24 protein-coding genes are annotated in these 24,909 nt (G+C 40.9%); 2 read left to right on the top strand and 22 right to left on the bottom strand.

Annotation, left to right across the window (positions count from 1 at the left end):
- Window position 1 precedes the first annotated feature (1 nt).
- The 7 genes from F8N35_RS09065 to F8N35_RS09095 all read right to left on the bottom strand — a co-directional run bounded on the left by F8N35_RS09065 (window position 2) and on the right by F8N35_RS09095 (window position 5,302).
- Window positions 2-244, bottom strand: coding sequence for a tail fiber protein (locus F8N35_RS09065; protein WP_293051639.1), 243 nt, complete (start codon window positions 242-244; stop codon window positions 2-4).
- Window positions 245-278: 34 nt separating this feature from the next.
- A complete protein-coding gene (locus F8N35_RS09070; RefSeq protein ID WP_293051642.1) occupies window positions 279-536 on the bottom strand; it encodes a phage tail protein in 258 nt (85 codons plus the stop codon).
- Between the two features lie 22 nt (window positions 537-558).
- Window positions 559-822 (bottom strand): tail fiber protein, encoded by a 264-nt coding sequence (locus F8N35_RS09075; protein WP_293051645.1) that lies wholly within the window; start codon window positions 820-822, stop codon window positions 559-561.
- A 45-nt stretch (window positions 823-867) separates the two neighbouring features.
- Complete coding sequence (locus F8N35_RS09080) at window positions 868-1,818, bottom strand: hypothetical protein (protein ID WP_293051648.1); 951 nt, start codon at window positions 1,816-1,818, stop codon at window positions 868-870.
- A 613-nt stretch (window positions 1,819-2,431) separates the two neighbouring features.
- Window positions 2,432-2,902, bottom strand: coding sequence for a lysozyme (locus F8N35_RS09085; RefSeq protein WP_293051650.1), 471 nt, complete (start codon window positions 2,900-2,902; stop codon window positions 2,432-2,434).
- A 72-nt stretch (window positions 2,903-2,974) separates the two neighbouring features.
- A complete protein-coding gene (locus F8N35_RS09090; RefSeq protein ID WP_293051652.1) occupies window positions 2,975-4,585 on the bottom strand; it encodes a hypothetical protein in 1,611 nt (536 codons plus the stop codon).
- A gap of 78 nt (window positions 4,586-4,663) precedes the next feature.
- Entirely contained in the window at window positions 4,664-5,302 is a 639-nt protein-coding gene (locus tag F8N35_RS09095) for a hypothetical protein (protein WP_293051656.1), read from the bottom strand.
- A gap of 585 nt (window positions 5,303-5,887) precedes the next feature.
- On the opposite strand from F8N35_RS09095, the gene F8N35_RS09100 reads away from it, so the two are divergent.
- Window positions 5,888-6,373 (top strand): hydrolase, encoded by a 486-nt coding sequence (locus F8N35_RS09100; protein ID WP_293051659.1) that lies wholly within the window; start codon window positions 5,888-5,890, stop codon window positions 6,371-6,373.
- Between the two features lie 78 nt (window positions 6,374-6,451).
- On the opposite strand, the gene F8N35_RS09105 is transcribed toward F8N35_RS09100, so the two are convergent.
- The 3 genes from F8N35_RS09105 to F8N35_RS09115 all read right to left on the bottom strand — a co-directional run bounded on the left by F8N35_RS09105 (window position 6,452) and on the right by F8N35_RS09115 (window position 10,810).
- Entirely contained in the window at window positions 6,452-6,658 is a 207-nt protein-coding gene (locus tag F8N35_RS09105) for a hypothetical protein (RefSeq protein WP_293051662.1), read from the bottom strand.
- A gap of 11 nt (window positions 6,659-6,669) precedes the next feature.
- Complete coding sequence (locus F8N35_RS09110; RefSeq protein WP_293051665.1) at window positions 6,670-7,152, bottom strand: hypothetical protein; 483 nt, start codon at window positions 7,150-7,152, stop codon at window positions 6,670-6,672.
- 148 nt (window positions 7,153-7,300) lie between these two features.
- On the bottom strand, window positions 7,301-10,810 hold the full coding sequence (locus tag F8N35_RS09115; RefSeq protein ID WP_293051667.1) for a bifunctional proline dehydrogenase/L-glutamate gamma-semialdehyde dehydrogenase: 3,510 nt from the start codon (window positions 10,808-10,810) through the stop codon (window positions 7,301-7,303).
- Between the two features lie 215 nt (window positions 10,811-11,025).
- Between F8N35_RS09115 and F8N35_RS09120 the strand changes: the two genes are divergently transcribed.
- On the top strand, window positions 11,026-12,045 hold the full coding sequence (locus F8N35_RS09120; protein WP_293051670.1) for a hypothetical protein: 1,020 nt from the start codon (window positions 11,026-11,028) through the stop codon (window positions 12,043-12,045).
- A gap of 12 nt (window positions 12,046-12,057) precedes the next feature.
- On the opposite strand, the gene F8N35_RS09125 is transcribed toward F8N35_RS09120, so the two are convergent.
- The 12 genes from F8N35_RS09125 to F8N35_RS09180 form a co-directional block, all read right to left on the bottom strand.
- Window positions 12,058-12,987, bottom strand: coding sequence for a YitT family protein (locus F8N35_RS09125; protein ID WP_293051673.1), 930 nt, complete (start codon window positions 12,985-12,987; stop codon window positions 12,058-12,060).
- A 74-nt stretch (window positions 12,988-13,061) separates the two neighbouring features.
- Window positions 13,062-13,565 (bottom strand): hypothetical protein, encoded by a 504-nt coding sequence (locus tag F8N35_RS09130; protein WP_293051676.1) that lies wholly within the window; start codon window positions 13,563-13,565, stop codon window positions 13,062-13,064.
- Window positions 13,566-13,674: 109 nt separating this feature from the next.
- The gene (locus tag F8N35_RS09135) at window positions 13,675-14,043 is read right to left on the bottom strand and encodes a hypothetical protein (protein WP_293051679.1); all 369 of its coding nucleotides are present in this window, start codon (window positions 14,041-14,043) and stop codon (window positions 13,675-13,677) included.
- Between the two features lie 187 nt (window positions 14,044-14,230).
- Window positions 14,231-14,488 (bottom strand): zinc ribbon domain-containing protein, encoded by a 258-nt coding sequence (locus F8N35_RS09140; RefSeq protein ID WP_293051681.1) that lies wholly within the window; start codon window positions 14,486-14,488, stop codon window positions 14,231-14,233.
- Window positions 14,489-14,533: 45 nt separating this feature from the next.
- Window positions 14,534-15,046, bottom strand: a complete 513-nt coding sequence (locus F8N35_RS09145; RefSeq protein WP_293051684.1) for a DUF3124 domain-containing protein — start codon at window positions 15,044-15,046, stop codon at window positions 14,534-14,536.
- A 492-nt stretch (window positions 15,047-15,538) separates the two neighbouring features.
- Window positions 15,539-16,486, bottom strand: coding sequence for a GSCFA domain-containing protein (locus tag F8N35_RS09150; protein WP_293051686.1), 948 nt, complete (start codon window positions 16,484-16,486; stop codon window positions 15,539-15,541).
- A 125-nt stretch (window positions 16,487-16,611) separates the two neighbouring features.
- Window positions 16,612-18,063: an aminoacyl-histidine dipeptidase gene (locus F8N35_RS09155; RefSeq protein ID WP_293051690.1), complete on the bottom strand. Its 1,452-nt coding sequence runs from the start codon at window positions 18,061-18,063 to the stop codon at window positions 16,612-16,614.
- 141 nt (window positions 18,064-18,204) lie between these two features.
- Window positions 18,205-19,365: a glycosyltransferase gene (locus F8N35_RS09160; protein ID WP_293051693.1), complete on the bottom strand. Its 1,161-nt coding sequence runs from the start codon at window positions 19,363-19,365 to the stop codon at window positions 18,205-18,207.
- A 57-nt stretch (window positions 19,366-19,422) separates the two neighbouring features.
- Window positions 19,423-20,580: a diaminopimelate decarboxylase gene (lysA, locus tag F8N35_RS09165; protein ID WP_293051696.1), complete on the bottom strand. Its 1,158-nt coding sequence runs from the start codon at window positions 20,578-20,580 to the stop codon at window positions 19,423-19,425.
- A gap of 122 nt (window positions 20,581-20,702) precedes the next feature.
- Window positions 20,703-22,013, bottom strand: a complete 1,311-nt coding sequence (locus tag F8N35_RS09170; protein ID WP_293051699.1) for an aspartate kinase — start codon at window positions 22,011-22,013, stop codon at window positions 20,703-20,705.
- A gap of 145 nt (window positions 22,014-22,158) precedes the next feature.
- On the bottom strand, window positions 22,159-22,422 hold the full coding sequence (locus tag F8N35_RS09175) for a glutaredoxin domain-containing protein (RefSeq protein ID WP_293051702.1): 264 nt from the start codon (window positions 22,420-22,422) through the stop codon (window positions 22,159-22,161).
- A 558-nt stretch (window positions 22,423-22,980) separates the two neighbouring features.
- Entirely contained in the window at window positions 22,981-24,150 is a 1,170-nt protein-coding gene (locus F8N35_RS09180; protein ID WP_293051705.1) for a PatB family C-S lyase, read from the bottom strand.
- Window positions 24,151-24,909 lie beyond the last annotated feature (759 nt).

Consider the following 24,909-nt stretch of genomic DNA (forward strand, 5'->3'; position numbering starts at 1 on the left):
GTTAAGAACGAGAAGGAAAGTAACCTTGCACAGCAATATAATATTGCATATTAGGTACAGGCTCAAACCCTCTTAAATTAGGCAGGTTAAAGGTTGTTACACCATCGCCGCCGTAAGTTTTTCCGATAAGCGCAAATAGTGCCTGATTTGAGTTGATTTGCAGTGTTGCGCCATTACACAAAACCCAACCATAAGGTGCAAAATCAAAAGCATATAATTCGATTGATCCAATATATTCGTCCATGGTAACTGTATTTTTATTTGATGACTATTTTGAATTAAGATCGTGAAGGATAAAGACCTGTCACCGCAATATAATATGCCATCTGCTGCACACTGGCACTGGGGGAAGTAGGTGCGGTATTCGTCAAGTTAGGCAACTGAAAGCTAGTTGCAGTTCCTCCATATTTCGTCCCTATCAAACTATAAAGAGCTTGATATGTGTTATTTGACACACTTGCCCCATTACACAACAACCACCCTACAGGTGCAAAAGCGAAGGGAAAGAGTTTTATCGTTCCTACATATGGTTCCATAATTTTTTATTTTAAAATGTTATTAAGGTCTTTGGGGATACTCTGTGCCGGTTGTTGCAATATACCATTGAGAAAAAGGCACATTGAAAAAAGCAGCTTGGGTAAGATTAGGAATGGCAAATGAGGTAACGTTATTACCTCCGTATACACTACCTATCAATGAATACAGCGATGTGTATTGGTTTATCTGTAATGTACGTCCATCACACAACATCCAGCCGCACCCATCATCGCCTGGGGTAAACCCAAAGGCGAATAATTGAAGTTGCCCAATGTAAGTTTCCATGATTTTTAAAATTAAAATAGTTAATACTGAGAAGTTAATTACTGATTATAAGGAGTTCATAATCTCTGTTTGATAAAGGGCAGGTTTGCAAACCACCCGGCTTTCGATGTGCGGTTTCTCTCCCTGTACATACCAAAAGGCGATGTGCAGGGTCGGTTGTTTGCGCAAATCGTAGAAATTAACGGGGAGCGTAATGCTCGAATCGTTTTCGCTCAACTGTTCGCTCCCGAATACTTTTACTGTGGTGAAAAGTTTGAGTACCGGAAAGTCTTTTTCGTCGGGAATCTCAATAGTCTTTTGCATACGGTCGGTGTCGAGGTTTTGTTTGTTTACCGCAAACACATTGCCTAATGCAATTCTCCGAAAAGGCGGTGCTTCGTTTTCATAGTAAAGTAACCTATCCTGTTCCATTTTGGGATTAGTAAGGGCTGCGTCGATGCATATTTCTTCGGGTATAAAAATGGCTTCAGGCTGCAACTGCGGAATAATATTCTGCATTACGGCAACCTGCGGCTCACTTTTGAGACAGGCCAGCATAGTTTCGGAAATGGCAATATCGTAATGACGGCTCAACGTAAAAGTGGTGGCGTCTTCGCAAAACACAGAACCTATATAATCGTTAAGCTGTAGTTCATCAATCAGTTTTCGCAAGGCTTCAAGCGAAACTGGATTTATGTCTAACAAGTCGACTTGAATTTTGTCGGGGGTAAAAAGGTACAGAAGGGGAATTACCAGTGTTCCGTAAGGACCGGTGCCTGCATACAGGATATGAATTGGCCCGGAGGTATTGTTTTCGATTTTTTGCAGAATAGCCTGATGAATACCGCGCAGAAAAACGGCAGTCCGTTTCATTTCAAGCAGACAGTGAGCTGCGGCAGAGGGGGAAATAGCCTTACCTGATGGTAACATGATGTCTTTGTCCGTTCCGATGTGTGCCGGCGAAACACCAGTAATACGACTGAATACGTTATAAAGCGCATCAACTGATTGTTTCATAAGGAAAAAATCATCGGCACAATCCAGAAGAGATTGAGCTGCATTTCGTACAATTGAGATATCAGAGGTTTTATCCATTTATATAATTATTCTCATGCAGAATAAACACGCCAAAATAGTTTATTTCAACGCGGCTAATGCATACCTGATTTGATTGCTGTATGATGGAGCCCTGAGATCAGAACGGAATCATTATAACGATGCAGTTCTGAATATTCAAAAAATCTACCCTCTTGATTATCTCTCTCTTTTGGATCTTTCTATTGTCAAGCTACCTATTCCAACTAAAATACAATAAAATTATTTTTCAATAATATTTAACTACGCAAACATACAGTATTTATTTTAATATTGCAACTATTTTATAAACCATATTTAATTTAATTATTTATATAACCAGATTACAACACCATACATGCTTTAGTACTCAACATGCTTGCCCTTTTACTAATTTTCTCAATCGCCATACCACCATTTTGAGTTGCCGTCAAAAGGCAAAAGAGCATTGAATAAAAATGACCTGAAAATAATGTATTCAAGCAGAGTCAAGGCTGATTCGCTTTCGTCTTTTCCTTATTGCACAGAAGAAAGCATACAAACATTCTTTATCCCGTTAGCTAAAATACAAATCAGCCTCGGCGGCTCTCCGTTTTACAAGCCCCGGCAAAACCTTTCCGCCTCCATTAACCCATTTATTAAACTCACCACGAATCGTGGGGTCGGCCGGATTGACATTGACCTTCTTCAGTAAAGTAGACCCCTTCAAAGCTCCGGTACCGACATTGTAAGCAAAACTAACCAATGCATCAAATTGGTGCTGATTGATATTGTCGGTAGTAAAAGAATCTACCGAAACCTCTGTCGTCTTCAGATCATGCTGCAAATATTCATATGCCTGCTCTTTAGTAGCAACATCGCCCGGTTTAACTTTTTGACCATTAGGATAAACTGTCGTGCCGATACCGATAGTCCAAACCCCGGCAGGGCACTTGTATGCAGTAAGATATTTTGTCACATTACCGCCACACTCAAACTGTTCTATCAGCTCAAGACATTGATCTGAAACCGTAGTAATTTTAGCCATATTCATTATATTAAGAAGTTAATAAACCCATTCGTTCTTAAAACCTCCCGCATCATCACAGCAGCACAAGAATCAAAAATTCAATAAGTTACTTATAGATGTAGAATATCCGATTTGAAAAGTAAAATAGTTGTTGTAGACACCAACATACTGAGACGCACGAATAAACACTGAACTCTGTTTGTTTCCATTCGGATGAAGATTGACACTTTGACTGAGGCTTAACCATGAATGATTACAGAAAAAACGGATCAATCCGCCATGAAGCGTTTCCTGAATACGAATAGGATCAACCGAAGATACTTTCCAGGCCAGATACCCTCCCACACCTAAATTAAAATCTATTTTGTTAGAATCGAAAAATTTCAAATCAACATAAGGGTGTATGTACACAGAAGAGGCATCAGTAGAGTCCTTCCCGATTGATGTACGCAAAAAGCCAGCCGACACATTAAAAGTAAACAATTTACTATCTGTGCGACACGTAAGCAGATTAAGATCTGTTCCAAAATCAAGATTGGCGTATTTATACAACTCCAACATCAATTTATTAGCAACAAAACTGGAAACATTAAGACTACTCCTGGTATTCTCAAGTTTAGAAAGCCGGAAATAAGGAGAAATCCGGTTAAACCAAACCTGCTGATATCTATATTTATATGGATTATTTTCAGTTCTAATCTCATTCAAACTCCTGAATTTCTTTCCCTGATTGAGATAAAAATTTAGTTGTGCTTCGAGCTGAACAATGCCATTCGGGGTTTTCCCGCTATAACCAAGCGCATCGGTAAACAGACGAATATCGAATGACTGCGCGATAGAAGGTTTATACAACTTAACCGTTGCCATTTGCGTTCCGTCAAATGACACGGTAGTATCTTTTGGAATATAAGTTCCCGACGCACTCGTTATTTGTCGATTATAATCCAAAACATCCGACAAGTCGAGAGCCAATGTCTGCACTCTGTCATATTGAAAAGTTACAAAATGTCTGTTCTTTGTTGCCAAACGATCTACATCAAATCCATTTCTTATCGGTATATATTCCATGTTAGAAAAATAACATTGCCGATTATCCGTCGAATCCAAAGCTCTCACCAATAAATCTTTTATCACTCCGTTTTCAAATGCGATATCAACAGACTGAACAAACACCGTTCTTATCCATTTTTTTGTTGAATCAGCAGCAATGTCATTGCTTTTCTTCTTATTATCAGACAAGGACAATGCATTATTTCGACCACCGGCACGCTCCGTTTTCCTGAGCAAATAAGCAACAGCAGTTGTCTTCTTCAATTTTAGCAAAGCAATATTCGCTGCTTTATCCACTTCAAGATTGGAGACTCGTGATTGTAACGAATGGATATTTTGCAATGTAAAGTAAGAATCCTGCAACTTATCACTCACCGACCCGACTACTGTTTTAAGACTATCAGTTAGCTTTTTATACTCTGCCGACTGCGTCAGCTGTGCAACAACCGCTCTTAGGTCATCCGATTTATAGAGAGACAAAAGGGAATCGGCCTTTGACTGATACCGTATCACAAAATAGTCGTTTTTTGGGATCACCGTAAACACATACGATGCTCCTTTATACTTGATAATGCAAGGAGACTGAGCTGTAAGAACACTCAGATTTACACTGAAGAACAACAGGAACAACAAAAGCTTCGGAAGTTTCATAACATCTGCATGCGTATAAATTAACGAGAGAGCAATACTAAATCTATTGGATTAAACACAAGACTGAATAATCTCCGTTCATACACCTGGAGTAACAGACTGACCGGATTGATCCGGTGCCGGTTTTGCCGAAGGAACCGTACTTTGAGCAACTTTGTTTTCCGGAGTTTTCAAAACAGCATATGTACCCGAACTTATCCCAAGCAATATCAAGGCATTTGCGTCCATGTTCGGAATAATCAAGTCACAGGCAACCCCGTTGTTCAAATTATTTACCACTTCAACAATCATCCAGACTCCATAAGCAAGATTGAAAATCAAAGCCTGCAAGCGATGAATACTTGCCCCATCCTGATTGGAAATAAGGTCAATAAAAAATCCCTCGCTTGCAATATCCTGATGCCGAACTGCAATATCTTCCTGTTTCACATCCGATAAATCAATCAATCGGGCTCCGGTCGCCGTTGCTGCACTTATGCCCAATAAAATCAAAGCGGAAGAGGTAAGATCAGGAGCTGTATTGCACTTAACCAAAACAGCAACAAAGGCCGACATAATAATTAAAGTCCACCAAGCCAATTGAGTACGAGCAAAGCTCCATGGCTTACGGGTTGCAGTACTCTGATCACGCAATAAATCGTGTTTCAAATCGAGATAAACATAGACTGCCAGAAGGGCAAAAAACACGAGCCAAAAACAAACAACACATGTATTCATGCTGTAGTAAAATAAAGGAATGAGAACAAAACACCACCGAGCGTTTCAAATGCAGAGAGCATCCAATAAAGGAGAGGTACGGATTACAAAACAGTTGCACAGTGCAACAACCATTACATCAAAATGACATCGTTCTGATTTGTGTAAAATGGTTTCATGTTGCTACAGTTTTTGCTCATCCAGGTTAGCCTTATACAGCAACATATTCATTCCATTCGTGCTACTCAAAAGTCCGGGCTCAACGTTTTTGGCATAATAAAAAAAGCAATCGAGCAAATTTATATTTTATAATATTGACAATATAAAATATCTATTTGACAAATTAAAACTTAGCGGATAAAAATAGTTCATTATTTTAAATACATACTCAATTTACATGTTAATTATAATTAATTTTATTTACACAAAACAACACTTATAAACACAAGAAAAAAAGAGGCTGTGAATACAATTGCAACTTAGGGAAAGTTAAAAGACAAGCAGATTGAAGATTGGATAAAATTATCCTGATCATTTGTCCACAACCTTTCTATTTGAAGTACCTTTGTATTGAAACAAAGCACAATTCCAAACAAACAAGTCATTATGAAACCACAATCTGACAATTTCGAATGTTGCCCTCCTTTCGATCCGACACCCTGGGACGACAAGCTTTTCCAATGGGATAAGAAGCGATTTGTGAAAGACCGGGTTCTCTCATTATTCTATTACCCTGTTAATTTTGGGAAGAAAATTATCCGATTAATACACCTGATAGAAGATTCGGATGGAAAAATGGAGGATTGGATGTGTCTTTCGGATCACACCTCCAAGTGGAATATGGACATTTACGCCGCAGTTGACAAGGAAATTTACATGGCTTCAAACGTCGAAATATCCGGCACGTTTTACAGTCGCGTTTACGAAGGAGACTTCAGGAATACAGACAAATGGTGTGCGGATTTCACCCAACACTTAAAAGAAAAAAGTATGGAGCTTGAAAAAATGTACATGTGGTACACTACCTGTCCCAAATGCGCAAAGAAATATGGCAAAAATTACGTTGTAATTATAGCAAAGATCCGTCAATAATTATAAGCACAAAAAACTAACAGCCGGAAGAAAGATTGCTCTCTTCCGGCTGTTTTAGTATAGCTTTGTGCAAGTCTTTTATGGAATTGTTTCAACAACACAACAAAATTCACAACCCTTCACTTTTACAAAATACTTTTCCGCTTCCAGAATAGCTTCTTCTGCAGAATCAAGATTACCAAGATAATACAGGTTTTTTATATTGGGTAAATGCTCACAGTCCGAACGATGCACTTCATGTTCGCCAGTAGACAATGGTTGTCGGTTAACATAGTAAGAAGCCATGATGCAATGAATTAAAAACCTGTAAAAGCATTAGGTTCTTTGAAACACTGAGAAAACGAAGCTGTTCTGAGTTTTTCGAGTTCGCCGGCAATTTCCATTTCAGCTATATCCGGATTAATCCATTCCAAACTCTTACCGAGAGAGCTGAACACCCTGAACTCGACATCGTATTTTCCATTAAAAGTTCCAAACCATTCGGAATATTTCGCAAGAGTCGCTTCGCTGGTCAAAATTGCAGCTTTACGCTGGGTAAAAACCTTTGCTTCTTTCCCTAAATAATGCAGATATGTCGTATGTTCCTCCAGCGTAAAATTCATTCGTGCCTCCCGCATATCATGCAACAAATCAAAATGCGGATTGTATAATCTGTCGGAATACAAGATATTACGACTCAACCTTAGCGAACTAATACTGAAATCGCCCTGCAACACCTCAAGAACCAAACTTTTATCTTTCAAAATTTTATGGTTGTACCTTATTACATGATTATTCATAACTTTAGATTTTAGCGGGTACGACAATATGCTCTTTTGATTCCACTAAGTTACACACATTTACGACCAAAATCAATCGAAATTTTCATTTTTAGAAAAATATATTTTACAGAGGTTCTCAAGCCACCTCAACAAAAAGCTACAGAAATCATTCCGGGATTTCCGATATACTGCCGTAACGATGATATTCGTATGCTATACTTTGCTCTTTCAAATAGTGCAATAACTCAAGGCGACCCTCAGACAAAGGCTTTGCTGTGGCAATATATTTTCCAAGAGCCGCTGCTCTTTTGAACACATCCAATGGCAACGCACAGCTACAACTTCTCACACGATCATACAACTCCAAATCATCCTGAAATTCAAGATCAGACTGAACAACAAGCTCCCCATCCCGAACAACAGAAGAAAGCTTTTTCAGTTTTACCTCATCCCCCGGATTCAGACTTAACACCATCGGGGTCTTTGCAATCTGAGCTGCCACATATACCATCAGCACATCACAAAGTTTGTCTTCCGGTTGTATCCTGAAAATCATCTTTTTCAATGGTAAGTAACGAAACAGATTCTGTTCCCCGTATAAATGATGAATGTCCCGCGCAACAGAGAATTCTTCTGTGTAATTTCGTGAATAACTATCAACAGCAGTTGCAAAACGTGATCGGGCTTCTTCTTTGAGCAATTGTAAGAATGAGCCGTATTCAGCCACATCTTTCTGACTGTAACCGGAATTTTCTTCAATATTCACAAAACAGGAAACATAATTTGGTCCTCCGGCTTTAATTCCGCCACCAAAAGCTGACAACTTCATCCCGCCAAACGGCTGCCGGCTCACAATGGCACCGGTTATTCCCCTGTTAATATATAAATTACCGGCTTCTATCTTTTCTTTCCACAAAGCATGTTCTGTTTCGTCAAGACTTTGTAAACCGGCAGTCAGGCCATAATCCGAGCTGTTTGCCAATTCAATGCCATGCTCCAAATCATCCATACACACTACTGCCAGCAACGGAGCGAACAATTCAGTAGTAAATGTATAGCTACCCGGTTTTACGCCCCACTTCACACAAGGCTTCAGCATATAATGTTTTTCATCGGCAAACTCGGGCTCAACCAACCACCATTCACCGTCTTCAAGATGATTGATGGCATAAAGCAACTTCTCATTTTCTGAAGTAATCATAGGTCCTACAACCGTTCCTCCCTCCCAAACACTACCCGTACGCAGGCTTGTGACCGCATCAATAAGCTTTAATTTAAAGTCTGTATCATTATAGATCGACTTATCGAGAATAAGCAATGAACATGCCGAACATTTCTGTCCCGCATTACTGAATGCCGAGGTCATAATATTTTGGATTGCATGATCCCGATCGCCGCTTGCAGTCAGAATGATAGCATTTTTCCCTCCCGTTTCTGCCGATAACGGGCATGTAGGATTGCTTTCCAACAAACGAAATGCCGTTTCTGTTCCTCCGGTCATGATAACATGGCTGATGGCCGGATGAGCCGTCAGGTAGCCCAACGATTCACGACTATCGGGGCAAACAATCTGCAATGCATCCTTTGGCATACCAGCATCCCAAAAACATTGAACAAACTCCCATGCCACCGGATAAGCTACCGTGGCCGGTTTCAGAATAACACTATTTCCGCCTGAAAGTGCAGCGGCAACACCTCCGACAGGAATTGCCAGCGGAAAATTCCATGGAGGAATGACCAGCACAATACCTTTAGGTGACATTTTGATCGTTTCGAGCGCTTCAAAGTGGGACATAGAAATGGGATAGTAACGACAAAAATCAATAGCCTCCGACACTTCCACATCACCTTCATAAAATGTTTTGCCGGTAATTGCCGACATACACCCTATAAGGTGTCCTCTTTTAGCCGCAAGATTATCTGCCACTTTGTGCAACACACGATTTCTTTTATCCAACGAACTCTTTCTCCACTCAGATGCATCTTTCTCTGCCAGCATTACAATATCCCTTACATGCGAATGACTTGCCATATTCACCTTGCAGACACATACTTCATCGTTTTGGCTTCTATCCAGATACAACCTCTTCTTTTCTGACAAGGAATGCTTGGCACCAATTTGAACCGGTATTTCATACGGCTTATCTTCCTTATGCCTCATCCAGGCACGACGAATAGAATCTGCCCATACTTTATTGAATTTCAGATCAAAATTGGTGTCAGGTTCATTTTGAAAACGATGCAAATCGGCTTGTATTGTCGATTTTTCTTTTGTCCTGTCCTGCTGTCTTAAAGGAGTAATATCCACACTGTCTTTCAGAGCGTAAGCCTGAAGGAACTGTGTTTCTAAAAACTTCCAGTGATCACTGTCCACTTTCAGATTAAAGGAATAACTAAGAAAATTATCTTTCCCTGTGTTTTCATCTAGACGACGAACCAGATAAGAAACGGCATTCAGGAAATGCTCATCACTTACCACCGGCGTGTACAAAATAATCTGCCGTCCGAGTTTACGCATAACGCGCGGTAGATGATTGGCCATCCCTTCAAGCATTTCGAAGGTAACATATTCATCGACTCCATTATTCCGACTCAGCAGGTAAGCGTACGCAATACTGAAGAAATTATGTGTCGCCACACCAACGTGAACTGCTCTTGCATTATCGGGCTCCAAAGCACGCTCCAGAACATGCAAATGATTGGCGTCCACTTTCACTTTTGAATCGAATATCGGATTTTCCCAGCCTTTCAACGAAGAAATAATGCTTTCCATTTGCAGGTTCGCACCCTTTACCAAACGCATTTTGACAGGAGCTCCACCTTCGGCAACCCGTTTTTTAGCAAATTCGAGTAACCGGGTTTGAAATCCCCAAGCATCAGGAAGATACGCCTGCACCACAATACCTGCATAATAGTTTTTGAATTGCGGCTGACTCAATACAGTAAGAAAAACGTCGAGCGTAAGTTCCGTATCCTTATACTCTTCCATATCGAGATTGACAAATTTGGCTTTCGACAGACCATCATCATCTACAAAAGGATGGTCAATAGCCTGTTGATAAACATGGGAGAGCCTTTCACACAAATCTTTCTTATTCTGCTCGTAATTCAACGGATTGATCTGAGCATAAATACCTGATATTTTAATTGAAATATAATTAATACGGGGATCTTTCAGTGCTTCCAGATAATGTCGGTAACGATGATCGGCCTCTCCATCCCCCAGCACGACTTCCCCCAGTAAATTAACATTTTGTCCGATATGCTCTCGTTTCCGCTCGTTCAAATGACGGTTTAACAAGGATGCTTCTTCGTTTATTATCACCTTGGCGGTATCGGAACGAAGCCGTTTTTTGAAAACAGGAACTGCAATATAATCGAACCAATATCCGAAATAAGTGAACAACTTAATAAGAAAAGCATCTGTTTTGTCGAAAAAAGAAGGAACGCCATATTGATCAAACAGCATTTTCATCCTACGTGCCAGCCGTTTATTACTTCGTATTTGAGACGATTCGTCGAGTAATTTCGACAGCAAAAATTTATCCTTCGGATTTTGAATCAGGATAGCATATTTTTCCTGCTCTTTTTTTTCTTCAACAGTCAATTCCTGTTCTGCTTGCGACAGAAACTGTTTCGCCCATTCTATAACTTCGGTAGCATTGAGTGTTCCCATAAACGCAGTATTAGAAAAAATATTTTACGCCAAGTTCCTGTTTATCGGGGAGTCACGAATAGTGAACACCCCATCGAATATTTTCGAAAGATAAATTAAAAACAAGCGAATTGTATTAATTACTCCAAAATAATTGAAGGTCACAATTAGCTATTCCTTGCAAAAACCATTCGTATGGATGGAAAAACGTAATTTTGCAACAAAAAAAGGAAAGAATGAAATTACGTTGCGGTATCTTGATGCTGATGATAACAATGGCGTCATTTATTATGGGGCAAACTCCGATCAATGTGTATGAATCGACCGTCAAGATTGAAAAACAAACGACACACGAATATTTGTGCGGATTGGCAGAAGGTGACCAACTGATTTTTTCGTTTGAGTCTGAAAAAGGAGGAAAAATAGATCGCGTAGAAATTCTTGAATTTCCGTCATCTTCTCAGTTTGCCGACTACAAGACATCCAAAATAAAGCAAAAAACAATATCTATACCGCACACCGGCATCTACCTGTTTCGCTTCACCAACAATGATCCGAAAGATAAAATCTGCCGTTATTCTGTTCAACGTATTCCGGGAAACGAAGCTTCTACAAAATTCAACACCACCGTTTACTGGAAAAACACCAAAGACACTATCGGCTGTAAAACAGAATCGGAAACAGTTCTTATCACCGACACCTTAATTTCCAATCTCACCGACAAAGTGGTGAATATTCACGCGCTGCTGTCCACCAAAAGCAATAAGATGTCGTTTTCATATACGTTGCCATCACAAACCATCGCTTACAGCTACTATATTGGCGTCAATCAGGCAGGAAACAAAGCCTTCAATGATGCGACAGCAAGTCTTCTGCGATCGGCAAGTCCGCTGGTTTCAGTGATTCCCGGCTACGGTCCGCTGGCAGCACTGGCTCTCAACGGCACTTCGTTTCTCACCTCCATCTCCGGTGGTGAAAGCGTGGAATACTGGATCACCGATGCCGCCAACGCATCTCTTTTCGAAGCAGGAAAATCTTTCAAATGGATTAAACAAGGGAATGTTGTGAACGATTTCTCGCGCATCACATCGCCGCTGAAAGGAGAATATTTTGTTTGCCTGAAAAACGACAACAAGCTACAGTCCATTGACGTTACGGTAAAAGTCACAGCTGTTTCCTTACGCCAGCGCAAAATTTCGCGCCCTGTAAAGAAATACGTTATAGAGCACAAACAGGTTCCCTATCTGAAGAATTAACCGGATAATATATCAGTGAAGAGGTCGCTTTTTGAGGACGCCGCCTTTCGTATCTTTTACCCGGTTCATCACAATGAACGCATCCGGCTCTATCTTCTCGACCTCTTTATTCAATTTTGCGAGTTCGAGACGGGTGATTACCGTATAGACGATATCCACGCTCTGTGTCTCACCATGTTTGCCATATCCTCTTTTACCACAATAGAGCGTAACTCCCCGCCCCATCACCTCAATAATCATCTGTCGGATTTCTTCACTTCGTTTCGACACGATGGTAACCCCGATATATTCCTCCAGCCCTTCTACCAGAAAATCGAGCGCCTTTGATGCAGACACATAAGTAATCATCGAATACAGTGCAATTTCCACTGATAAAAAATAAGCTGCCAACGAAAAAATTAACACGTTGATAACGACAATAATATCACCCATGGTTGTTCTCAATATGCGACTCAGATAAACCGCCAAAACTTCAGTCCCGTCGATTACAGCACCGCCCCTCACTGCCAAACCGATGCCGGCACCCAGAAAGAGTCCGACAAAAACGGCAACAAGCAAGTTATCTTTCGTGACATCTGGGAAAGAAACTGTGGCCAGACACAACGACAATCCACTAATTGCCAATGCAGTTTTTACGGCAAAAGACTTTCCGTTGACCTGATAAGCCAGTATCATAAAGGGTATGCTGATCAAGAAGATCAACATAGCGAATGGCAATCCCGTAACGGCCGATATCAGAAGCGATATCCCTGTCACACCACCGTCTATAAAATGATTTGTCAGCAAAAAACCTTTCAGCCCGAATGCTGCCGAAAATATACCGGCGACAATCAAGGCCACATCTTTTGTATACGACCACACCAATGCTTTCGTATTGAACGTAGACACACATGCATCAGAAATATTCAGCTTATTCTGGGATATAATTTCTTTTCTATCCATGTTTATTTCGATAAAAACATAACAGAAAGCAACCTGTAGTTTTTGCCACAGATTGCTTTCTCGTCAGTCCAACATTACATCTTATCAATCGAGTCGCCACTTACGAATCGATTAAGAATACCATTCCATTTTTCTATCATTTGAATCTCGCCCATAAGCCGTAAACTATCGTCTTCTACATTATAAAACTCCAGTTTGTCATCAGTCTTATTCTTTTCTCTGAACGCCATTACAAGCTCCAGTTTATCCGTGGCTTTCAGCTCTCCTTTCTCTCCTGCAGTTCGACTATGATTCACCACGTAAGTCTCTTCAAGTCCACTGAGATCTAACATGCGAGAAAAGTTCTCTTCCCTTTTCTTCCTTACAAAAAAGAGCTTCTTTTTTCCAGCATCCATCCCAATCGCTACATTTCCACAAGCATCCGAATGGGTTAACTCACAATGATTATGCAAGGCAATATTGACAAGGGATTTCTTTAAGCTGCTTTGCTTTGATTTGTTACTGCGGCTCATCAACATTAAAGAGCCCACACAAACCACTATTATAATAATTCCTACAATTGTCGTTCCAATATCCATGTTTTAGTTGTTTTAAAATAATACACAATCCGGCGACCGGCAGTACTATAACCTGTCGACAGATAAAAAAATCACTCCCGCTACTATGCGGATTCAACTAAAATAAAGATTACCAGAAAGAATGAAACGGATAAACAATGTCCGGTTTTTCTAAACGCCGAATGAGGTTATCGGCGTAGAAAGTATATCGCGAAAGATTGTTGAAATATAACGAAGCGATGTTGCGGGTCGTAAGAGTTGTCTCCCGAACCTGATTTTTGCTTATTACCGGCAAATTAACATTAGCACCGCCGGATAATTTCGCCTGGCCGGCAATACCAAAATGGTCGGAAGGAGACACAGCCAAAACATAAGAAGAATGCGACGACTGATGCTCAACTTCTGCAGCCTGCAACGGAACTCCTCCATTGAGGTTCATCACAAAGCAACAAAGCAATGCAATTTTTACAAGCGTGTAGTTTCGAAACATCTTCTTCATATCACAAAAATATGATTTATAAACGAATAACACAAATATCCATTCCCAATGAATTATAAAAGGACCAAAATCAGGCAATAACAACAAAAAAAATAGGGAGAGATTTCGGTCTATGCCTTATCTCTCCCCTTACTCAAACCCCCGAATAAAAAATAAGTATCAACAAATTATCACCTACCTGATTGCTTCATTTTTTCCATCGTTCCAGTCGGCCGATTCCACGGGTAAACAGCCATGCAATAAATTTTGAAATTCCTTTTTCAATCATCTTTTGCCGGCAATGTTCCTTAAATTCCTTTAACGTACCATTAAAAGTAAAGCTTCCGTTTTGATAGCAATAACTACAATAAGCGGCGTTCTTGGTACCATCAGCATTAGTTCCGCCTCCATTCGGATCTTCCCTAAACGGCATTCCACAACTCTGACAAAATTTATGATTTTTCATTGCTTTTTTTCTTTAGAACTTCCATTTATAAAGCTCCCCTAATAACTACTTATCAATCCTCACTCCCCTGGTTAGGAACGAGAGTCCCTGCTGACCAGATGTCGAAATCATGACAGCCTCAAAAAGAGGAGCTTTCTGTTCACTTTTTGCAGCCCAATCAAACACGAAATTACCACCGGTACCTCCGGCCCGATCTTTTTCATAAATAACAATTTCGAGCGTTTCAAGCGGTTTGACATAAACGGGATGTTGCAGGTATTTCCGAACCAATTGTCCGTCAGTACCATAATAATTGGCTTTCACGAGATAAACTGTATCCGCCGGAGAAATATTACGAATACTTGCGGTGACTGTCAGATCATACGTTTTATTTTCGTGCATCTGATAAATTGAAGAATAAACCGGCAGGTATGTACTACCATGAACTAACATCGAAATATTCTTCGGGTTAACGACTCGGGTTTCCCAATTAACAGAATGCACTCTTCCGGAGTCTCCCTTTTTTGAACACGACAGAATCAAAAAAGTTGCCAGCAAGAACAAGCTGATAGTCTTCATTCTGTATGTGTGTGTTTTCAAAATTCGCGGATAAAAAGAAGAGAACTGAAAGTGTGAACCACAACTAATTCGAGTCAATATCGCTATATCATGTTTTAGTTTCATAAGCAATTAAACTTTGTGATTTTTGCTACAACCTTCCGACTACAAATATAAACATCGAATGAGTACTTCTGCCAAAAACATCAGAATCGATAAAATAGCCAACTGCAGGATACGAAAATCAATCCGTATCCTGCAATAAAGCTCTGAAAACAATTTTGGTTAGTGAAAAATATATAGAAAAATAAGAATGAATGCCGGCACGCGGCCAACCATCAACTATACATCAGGGATGATTGGCCTTTCTCTAAAGATTTTGGAAAGAAATTCCGGAAGAATATAATTTAGGAAAAGACAATATCTATATCTTCCGACCTGACAAATTTAGAAAAATATCCTTATGTCTAATTTAATAAAATAAACTATTTAGCTTATTTAACATTAAAAGCTTCAATCCAACCGTAAATGAGGAAAACGTTGCAATAAATCTGCCTTACGCAGCAAAGTTTGCTTTCGGAAACGCGAATATTCTTCGGAATCAGGATTAAGAGGACGGTGGGACATTGCTCTGTTAATTTGCTCTACTTCCCGCATAGTCTCACGGGTAGATTTATCAAAGCAACTGGCAACAAAACGATCCCAGATATAATCGATCGCCAACTCGGAGGGATGAAGCATGTCTGCCGCATAAAAGCGATAATCCCGCAATTCGTCCATCATCAGCTCGTATGCAGGAAAATAAGCGACACCACAACTTTCTTTGAGCTGTTCGATGGCCAACAAGAGTGTAGCTTTACTCAATTGATTTTCATGAGCACCGTCTTTCCAGTGTCGTATAGGACTCACCGTAAAGAGAACCCTGAGATTCGGGTTAAGGCGTTTTAATTTTTGTAAAAGAGGAATCCAAATAGACGTTATATCGTCAACCGACAGACGGGAACGCGTGAAGTATTTTTCCGGCACTTTATGACAATTAGCAACTACATTTTCATCATCACGTTTGCGATAAATCCATGCCGTACCAAACGTAACCAGTAAAACGCCACAATCGGAAAAACGTTCCGCAGCCGTAACAAACCGTTCATTTATTTTAGCCAGCGTTTCACCGGCAGTTACAGCCGAAAAACTACCATGATGTGCATAGCTATGCCACAACCCATTGTATTGAAATAATTCTGCTTCCGTAAATGAATTGCCGCTCATCAAACGCTCAAGAGAAGATGCGATGGAGAGTGGATTATACAAAATCCCAAAAGGATTCACATCACTTTCGAAACCATATTGCCGCAACCGCTCTCCCATGTTTTCAGCAAAACATGAACCCATAGTAAGTAACGGTCTGTCGTAGGTAACAGATATTAACGGAGACGGGATTGATATTTCGGTAATCAGTTTCATAAGAATCTCAGAGATTGGGGTTCAGGAAGCAAAAATCAGAGATAAGCAATCGCTTGTAAAAATAAGGCAAAAATAACACCATACAGATTCCTCATCCCTGATTTTTGATTCTCGGTCCCTTATCATTATAGCTTTCTCAGCACTTCAATCAGCAACTGCCAGAATTTTTGAGTTGCTTCAATATCGAGACGTTCAAACGGAGAGTGAGCACCCCGAATGGTTGGTCCGAAAGAGACCATATCCCAATGCGGATATTTTTCAAGAAACAAACCGCATTCCAAACCTGCATGGATCGCTCTTACGTGAGGTACATTTCCAAAGAGGCGTTCGTAGGCATCTACAGTAACTTTTACTACCGGAGAATTGGGATTCGGTTTCCAACCCGGGTATCCTTCACCATGCTTCACAGAGGCTCCCGCCAGTGTAAACACGCTATTAACCATAGCCGCCACATTGTGTTTGGCCGACTCTATCGAACTGCGCTGACTGGTTGTTATAACAATATTATTATTCCCGTCAAATTTCACAGAAGCAAGATTTGTGGAAGTCTCAACCAAACCCTGAAGTTCATCGCTCATACGGATAACACCGTGAGGACAGGCATACAATGCATTGAACAACAAATCGCTGGTTTTTTTGTCAACAACCGTAGCCGGTGCATTTTCCGACTCAAGTTCCAAGCAAATACCGGGCTCTTTCAGCAACAGTTCACCCTCTACATCGGTAATATAATGATTAAAATCAATCCTCAATTGTTCTTTCTGATCGAATGGAATACCGATAAGAGCATGAGCTTCACGTGCAATAGCGTTACGGAGATTACCGCCATTAAAGTCGGCCAGGCGCAATTCTGTTTTACGTGCTTGCTGCCACAAGAAACGATTAAGTATCTTATTGGCATTTCCCAATCCTTTTTCTATGTCGTCACCGGAATGCCCGCCTTTCAGTCCTTTCACACTGATGGTAGCCCAAAAATAGTTCTTGGGAGCCATGGCAGGTGTGTACGCCAAAGTCGCCACCGTGTCGATACCACCGGCACAGCCGATAAAAATCTCACCGTCTTCTTCCGAATCCAGATTAAGGAGCACACTTCCTTTCAAAGCATTAGCACTCAAAGCTGCTGCCCCTGTAAGCCCAGTTTCTTCGTCAACGGTAAACAGACATTCAATCGGGCCATGTTCTATATTATCGGAAGCCAATACCGCTAACGCAGCAGCGATGCCAATTCCATTGTCAGCGCCAAGAGTGGTTCCTTTGGCTTTCAACCAGTTATCTTCAATAAAAATATCTATCGGATCATTTTCGAAATCATGGGTCACATCGCTATTCTTCTCACACACCATATCAACGTGTGCCTGAAGAATTACAGCTGGTGATTTCTCTTTGCCGGCAGTTGCCCCTTTACGCATAATCACGTTTCCGGCTGAATCAACCGTTGTTTCAACACCTAACTTTTCGCCGGTCGCTCTCAAATAGGCAATAATTTTTGCCTCTTTTTTTGAAGGGCGAGGAACCTGGCGAATCTCATCAAAGAAGCTCCAAAGAAGCTTCGGTTCTAAATCATTAAATACTGACATGATATTATTTTTTTGTTTTTTGTGTAGTCTGTGAATGTTTCAGACGACATTCCATACGCAAAGGTAACAAGAATGAGTGACAAACAAACACAAAAAAGCCCCCGATAATACCGGAGGCTTTACATATAAAAAAGCGCTGCTTTATTTCCACTTAAAGATACTCTTCTTGCTAAACATTTTGATATAAAGACTTATCAGCGGTAATATTATATCAAACATCAGAAGAGAAAAATAAAATTTTCGTTCATTAAACTGCTTGGCAATTTTATTGACAACGACCAGCTGCACAGCATAACGCATCAACAAGAACAGACCGGCTGCAGCGCCGAATATCCATGGAGATAAAATGGCAATTGCACAAATCAGTGCATAAAACAATCCTCTTGATGCCACTTCAACTCCAATACGCAACAAACCATCTGCTTTATAGAAAGACGATGTCGACAAATGTCTTTCTTTCTGACGGAACCAGCTCCTGTAAGTAGACTTCGGAACTGACCATGTAACACTGTCAGCCGATATTTCCACCCGGGTATTGTATTCGTTTGCACCGTTATTCACAAACAGATCGTCATCGCCCGACTGAATGCCAAGTGATTTGGAAAAGCCTTTCATTCTCACAAAAGTTTCCTTCCGGTACGCCATATTCCGTCCCACACCCATGTATGGATGCCCGTTGAGAGCATAACCCAGCGATTGCATACCGATAAAAAGTGTATCAAATGAGATCAGTCGGCTCATGAAACCTTTTTCGTGCATATATGCCCCATAACCAAGTACGAATTCAGTACTTTGAGTAAAATTGCGGGCCATATTTTCAATCCACTTGTTGCTGGCCGGTTTGCAATCTGCATCCGTAAACAACAGCACATCAAACTTTGCAGCCTTAATTCCGATGGTCAGTCCGAGCTTTTTGGTACTACGAATATTGGCATTCTCAGGAACAAAAGTGCGATAAAGATTCGGATATGTTAGGCTTAACTCCTGAAGCAAATCGGAAGTTTCATCGGTGGAGCCGTCATTTACAACAATCACCTCAAAGCAGGGATAATCCTGTTCAAGGATCGCAGGAAGAAACTGACGCAGGTTCTCCGATTCGTTCTTTGCACAAATAATCACAGACACAGGAGGAAGATTCTCTACAAACGGAACAATGCCGTTGTCTCTTTTCTTCCTGTATTTAATAATAGATGCGAAGTGATAACTATAATAGTAAATCTGTATTCCAAACACTACCAACAAAACGGCCATCAAACAATAGTCGATTGCCGTCAAACGTTGTAGAGAGGCTAAAATATTCATCTCGATTTATCTTCAGCAAATTTAATTTTTCAGATGATTGCCTGTCGTTTCAAAAACTCAATCCTGATCGGAATAATAAACTCCGGGCAATTTTCTCAGGTTATAGCGGGAAGCCATAATTTCGCCATACGCACCTGCTGAACGAAGAGCAATCAAATCTCCGCGTTTTGTTCCGTTGAGCATACGGGCTGTTCCAAATGTATCGGACGATTCGCAAATCGGGCCTACAACATCATACGGTTCAAATGCTTCGTCAGATGTGATGTTCTCAATATGATGATATGCCTGATAAAGAGCAGGACGAATCAGGTCGGTCATACCGGCATCCACAATCGCGAATTTCTTTGTTGTTCCTTCTTTTACGTAAAGCACCTTGGTGATCAGGCTACCGCAAGACGCCACCATGGCACGTCCCAGCTCGAAGTGAAGCTGTTGGCCGGGGCGCAGTTGCAAATGATTATGGAATACTTTGAAGTATGCTTCAAAATCGGAAATAGGAACATGATTAGGATGTTGGTAATTAATTCCCAAACCGCCACCTACATTGACATGTTCCAGTTTGAATCCTTTTTGTTCGAAGAAATCCTGAATTTCGTTAACACGAACGCAAAGATTCTGGAATGGACACATATCGGTGATCTGAGAACCAATATGGAAATGGATTCCAACCAGTTCTACATTGGTTAGTGTTTTCAGCAGGTCTACCACCTTGTTCATATCCTCCATATTGAAACCGAACTTATTCTCGTTCAGGCCGGTAGTAATATAGTGGTGAGTATGAGCATCCACATTAGGATTGATGCGCAGAGCCACACGGGCTTTTTTGCCTTTGGCAGCTGCCAGTTCGTCAATTACTTCCAGTTCGGGAATCGATTCTGCATTGAAACAGAAAATATCGTTGTCCAGCCCGAGGTTGATTTCCCAGTCGGCCTTACCGACTCCGGCAAATACCACTTTTTCGGCAGGGAAACCGGCTTTGATAGAAGCTTCCACTTCGCCGCCACTCACACAATCGGCACCGAAACCGGCCTTAGCTATCGTTTCGAGAATACGGTCGTTAGCATTTGCTTTCACCGCATAATGAACATGATAGCCATAACGTTCGGCTTCTGTTTTTGCAGCCTCGAGGTTCTGCTTCAACAATTGCAGATCATAAAAATAAAAGGGTGTTTCAACCACCCTCAGTTTATCGACAGGAAAAGATCCTTTTACCATAGATTCTATATTTTAACATGCCAATATACAAACTACGCTTAGCAAAGCTAATATGCCAATTACCCGACTCTGTGGAATCGACTAATTGACATATTGGTAATCAGTTTATCAGCAAATTATTATTATTCAAAGATTGACTGTAGCGCCTGAAGCGCTTTAATCTTATCCTCTTTATTAACAAGGAATGAAATATTATAATTACTTCCTCCGTAAGAAACCATACGAACCGGGACATCTTTGAGGGCGTTCACCACAATAGCCTGAAGACCTACGTATTCGTGATACAGATCGCCAACCACGCAGATAATCACCATATCTTTTTCAACGGTCACCGTTCCCAGCTTCTTCAGGTCGTTAACGATCTCTTCGAGATGTTTTGTCTTATCAATAGTAACCGAAACACCAACTTCAGAGGTAGTTACGAGATCGACGGGAGTCTGGTAGCTTTCGAAAATCTCGAATACCTTACGCATGAAACCATACGCGAGCAACATACGGCCCGATTTGATTTTTATCGCGGTAATTCCATCTTTTGCAGCTACAGCCTTGATTTTTCCGTGTTCTGTTTCATTCGAAATCAGCGTACCCGGAGCTGTCGGATCCATCGTATTCAAAAGACGAACAGGAATATTGCTCAGTTTAGCGGGCAACACACATGTCGGGTGAAGAATTTTAGCACCGAAATAAGCCAACTCGGCGGCTTCTTCGAAATGCAGATTACGAACCGGTTTGGTACCTTCCACAAAACGGGGATCGTTATTGTGCATACCGTCTATATCGGTCCAGATCTGAACCTCTTCAGCATCGATAGCAGCACCCAGCAAAGAAGCGGTATAATCACTGCCTCCGCGTTGCAGATTGTCGATTTCGCCGTAGAAATTACGACAAATATAGCCCTGTGTGATATAGATTTCTGCATCAGGATTCAACTGCAATTGCTTTGCAATATTTTCGCGGATGTAGACATTGTCAGGTTCTCCGTTTTTATCAGTTTTCACCATTTCCAAAGCAGGCAACAAAACCGATTTCACACCGATCTCTTTCAGATAAATGTTCATCATTGTGGTTGAGAGCATCTCGCCCTGAGCCAAAATGATTTTTTCTTCGAAAAGAGTAAAAATACTTTTCGAGAATGTACGGATATAGTTAAGCAGTTTTTTTATTTCGACTTCTGCTTCTTGTCTGGTTTCGTCAGCAGCGTAAAGTTCTTTGATTGTATTCAAATACTTTTTTTCCAGCGCGTTGATTACTTCCAGGGCTCCTACCGGATTCTTTTTGTAGAAATAGTCTGATATTTCCACCAAAGTGTTGGTTGTGCCCGACATAGCCGACAGTACTACAAGATTTTGATTACCATCACAAATCAACTTTGCAACATCCTTGAAGCGTTGAGCCGACCCTACAGACGTTCCTCCAAATTTTAATACCTTCATTTTCTGAAAAATAGTGGTGTTCTGTTTGTTTTTGAAAAATCATGCAAATATAACCTTTTTCCCCGACTTTCAAGGCAAAAAAGTGAACAAAATAAACCGTTTAAGCAGGTTTACTCCCAGACAGGAATGATCGACAAACCTGCTTTTAACTCCGTTTCAGGACATCGTCGAACAAAGCTTTCACCTCTTCCTGATAAATTCCGCCTTCATGCAGCTTTTCATCTCCGAGATAAAAAGTCGGCACATAGTAATAATCGAATGAATCGGCGCGCTCTTTTTCTATGTTTTCGTCCACAACTTCGAGTTCAATCTCTTTGTATGCTCCGTCCTTTTTCAGTTCGTCGATATAGCTCAGCGCTCGGCGACAAAACGGACAGGTTTCCTGTATAAATAATGTTAATTTAGGCATAAATTTGATTTACAATTTAAACATTTACGATTGACCATTTAGGAATCTAAGGCTTGGAGATTTCTGATTTCAAAATTCCAAGACTTCAATATTGAGCGCCACTCTGTCTGTGATTCAAAATTCAACAAAGCATTCAGTTCTCCAACGTTCAGGGCTAAAGCCAATTCTGGATAATCATCAGGGAGGCTGTCTAAAAAGGCAATGTTGCTATTAATAAACTTATAAACAGAAAGACAATCTCATTTTTACACCCCTAAATCCCCTGGAGGGGACTTTTACGCCAATAAAAATAGCAGATTTATAGCCCCTTCAGGCTTATTAGTAGTGACATCGTAGATCGTCAGTGGGTTTGGGGTAAAAAACAAACAATGATCCACTTTCGATTCGTAAGTTATTACAAAACCAATATCCCTTTTGAAACAGTCTCTTTAATAACTTGCTATGAAAAGGATCACCTTAAAAGCCTTAGATTAAATCCTCAAATTTTCAAATTTCCACATTCCCAAATCTCCAAATCCTCAAATTTCCAAATTGGCACATTGGCTTATTAGCACATTGTCACATTGACTTCACCGCTTTTTCGATGCGCTGCATGGCTTCGATTACCAACGAACGGGGGCAACCCACGTTAATGCGTTGATGACCTTCTCCACCGGGACCGAAGGTTGGTCCGTCATTCAGTCCAAGACCGGCTTTGTCGATAATCAGTTTTCGCAAAGCGTCATTACTCAATCCCAGTTCCGAAAAGTCGATCCACACCAGAAACGACGATTCGGGCATCATCGCTTTTACTCCCGGAATATTTTTATCGCAATAATCGACAACTGTACGGGCATTGCCTTCGAGATAATCAACCATCTGACCGAGCCACTCCTCACCCTGTGTATAAGCAGCTTCCGTCGCCACAAATCCGAACAGGTTCACATGCAGATCGACATGCTCCATCGCAGCTTCAAATTTACGACGCAAGGTCGGATTCGGAATCACATAATACGAATTGATAAGCCCCGGAACGTTAAACGTTTTGCTCGGCGACATAAAAGTAACCGAATTATCGCGGGCCGTGTCGGAAATCGAGGCAAACGGGATATGCCGGAAAGCATGATAGGTCATGTCGGCATGAATCTCGTCGGAAATGATCAAAACGCCTTTCGAAGCGCACATTTCAGCCAGTCTTTCAAGCGTTTCTCTGCTCCACACACGTCCACCGGGATTGTGCGGGTGACAGAGAATAAATAACTTCGCATTATCGCTCAACTGTTTTTCCAGCAGTTCGAAATCCATTTCATACTTACCGTCAATCTCTTTCAACGGATTATAAACCACTTCACGACCGTTACCGTTGGGCACTTTAAAGAAGGGCGGATAAACCGGCGGTTGCACAATTACCTTATCGCCGGGCTGTGTAAACGTATTCACCGCAAAGCCCAATCCCGTCACGATGCCAGGCACAAAACCGAACCATTCTGCATCGGCCTCCCAACCGTAACGGCGCTTTTGCCAGTCGGCACATATCTTTTTCAAACTGAGAGGAGGAACCGTATAGCCAAGAATCTCGTGTTCAAGGCGTTCTTTCAAAGCATCGGTAATAAATCGTGGCGTACGAAAATCCATATCCGCCACCCACATGGGAATTACGTTCTCCGTTCCGAACACCTTTTCTCTCAGGTCGTATTTATAACAGCTCGTATTTTCTCTGTCTATTTGTTCATCAAAATTATATTTCATTGTCTTGTCTGATTTATGAAGAGCAAATTTACTCTTTTTGAACCGGAAATCACCGATATTTGGAATCTATTTAACAACATACCGTTGCTTTGGCACTCAGAGTTCGTCTTGATCTTTCGGGACTAAAATATTTTCATCCCATTTTTTGCTTGCCGCCCCTCCCAACCTCCCCTAAATGGGAGGAATTCGTCCTTAAAATGAGAAAATTTTGTGCATTGTGCAAAGTTACAGCCCCCATTTGGGGAATCGAAGATCAGCGAAGCTAATGGGGGTCAAAAATAAAAAATCAAGATGACTTCTTTCAAAAACAACATTCCCGTTTCTGCATTTTTTAAAAATGATTATCTGATATTTTGCCTAATGGCTTGAAAAGCTACATTTTCATAACCGCAGGTCTGTGACCTGCGTGCAGACATAGCTTGAACCCAGGCGACCTGAAAGGTCGGACTTTACTAAAAGTAATGCCTTTCAGGCATAGAAGGGCGGGGCCTTGACAACCCGTAAGCCATTGGCTTACGGTTATGAAAATCTCGTCTTTCAGACGACATAAAACTCAATTAGGTGACATATCAGATAATCATTTCACAAAATAAAAATCACATGCCTCCGTTAATCAGTCACAACAACAGACAAAGTTTTACGTATCCAATTAAAAGATTATCGTCCTAAAAGCGCCATCCCGATTGAAAAGTGAGCACCCGACCCAAGGATGCAAAAATTAAACAACCCTTTGGGTGATACAAAAAATAGTGTAACTTT

Source organism: Paludibacter sp., from assembly GCF_009712605.1.
GTDB lineage: Bacteria > Bacteroidota > Bacteroidia > Bacteroidales > Paludibacteraceae > Microbacter.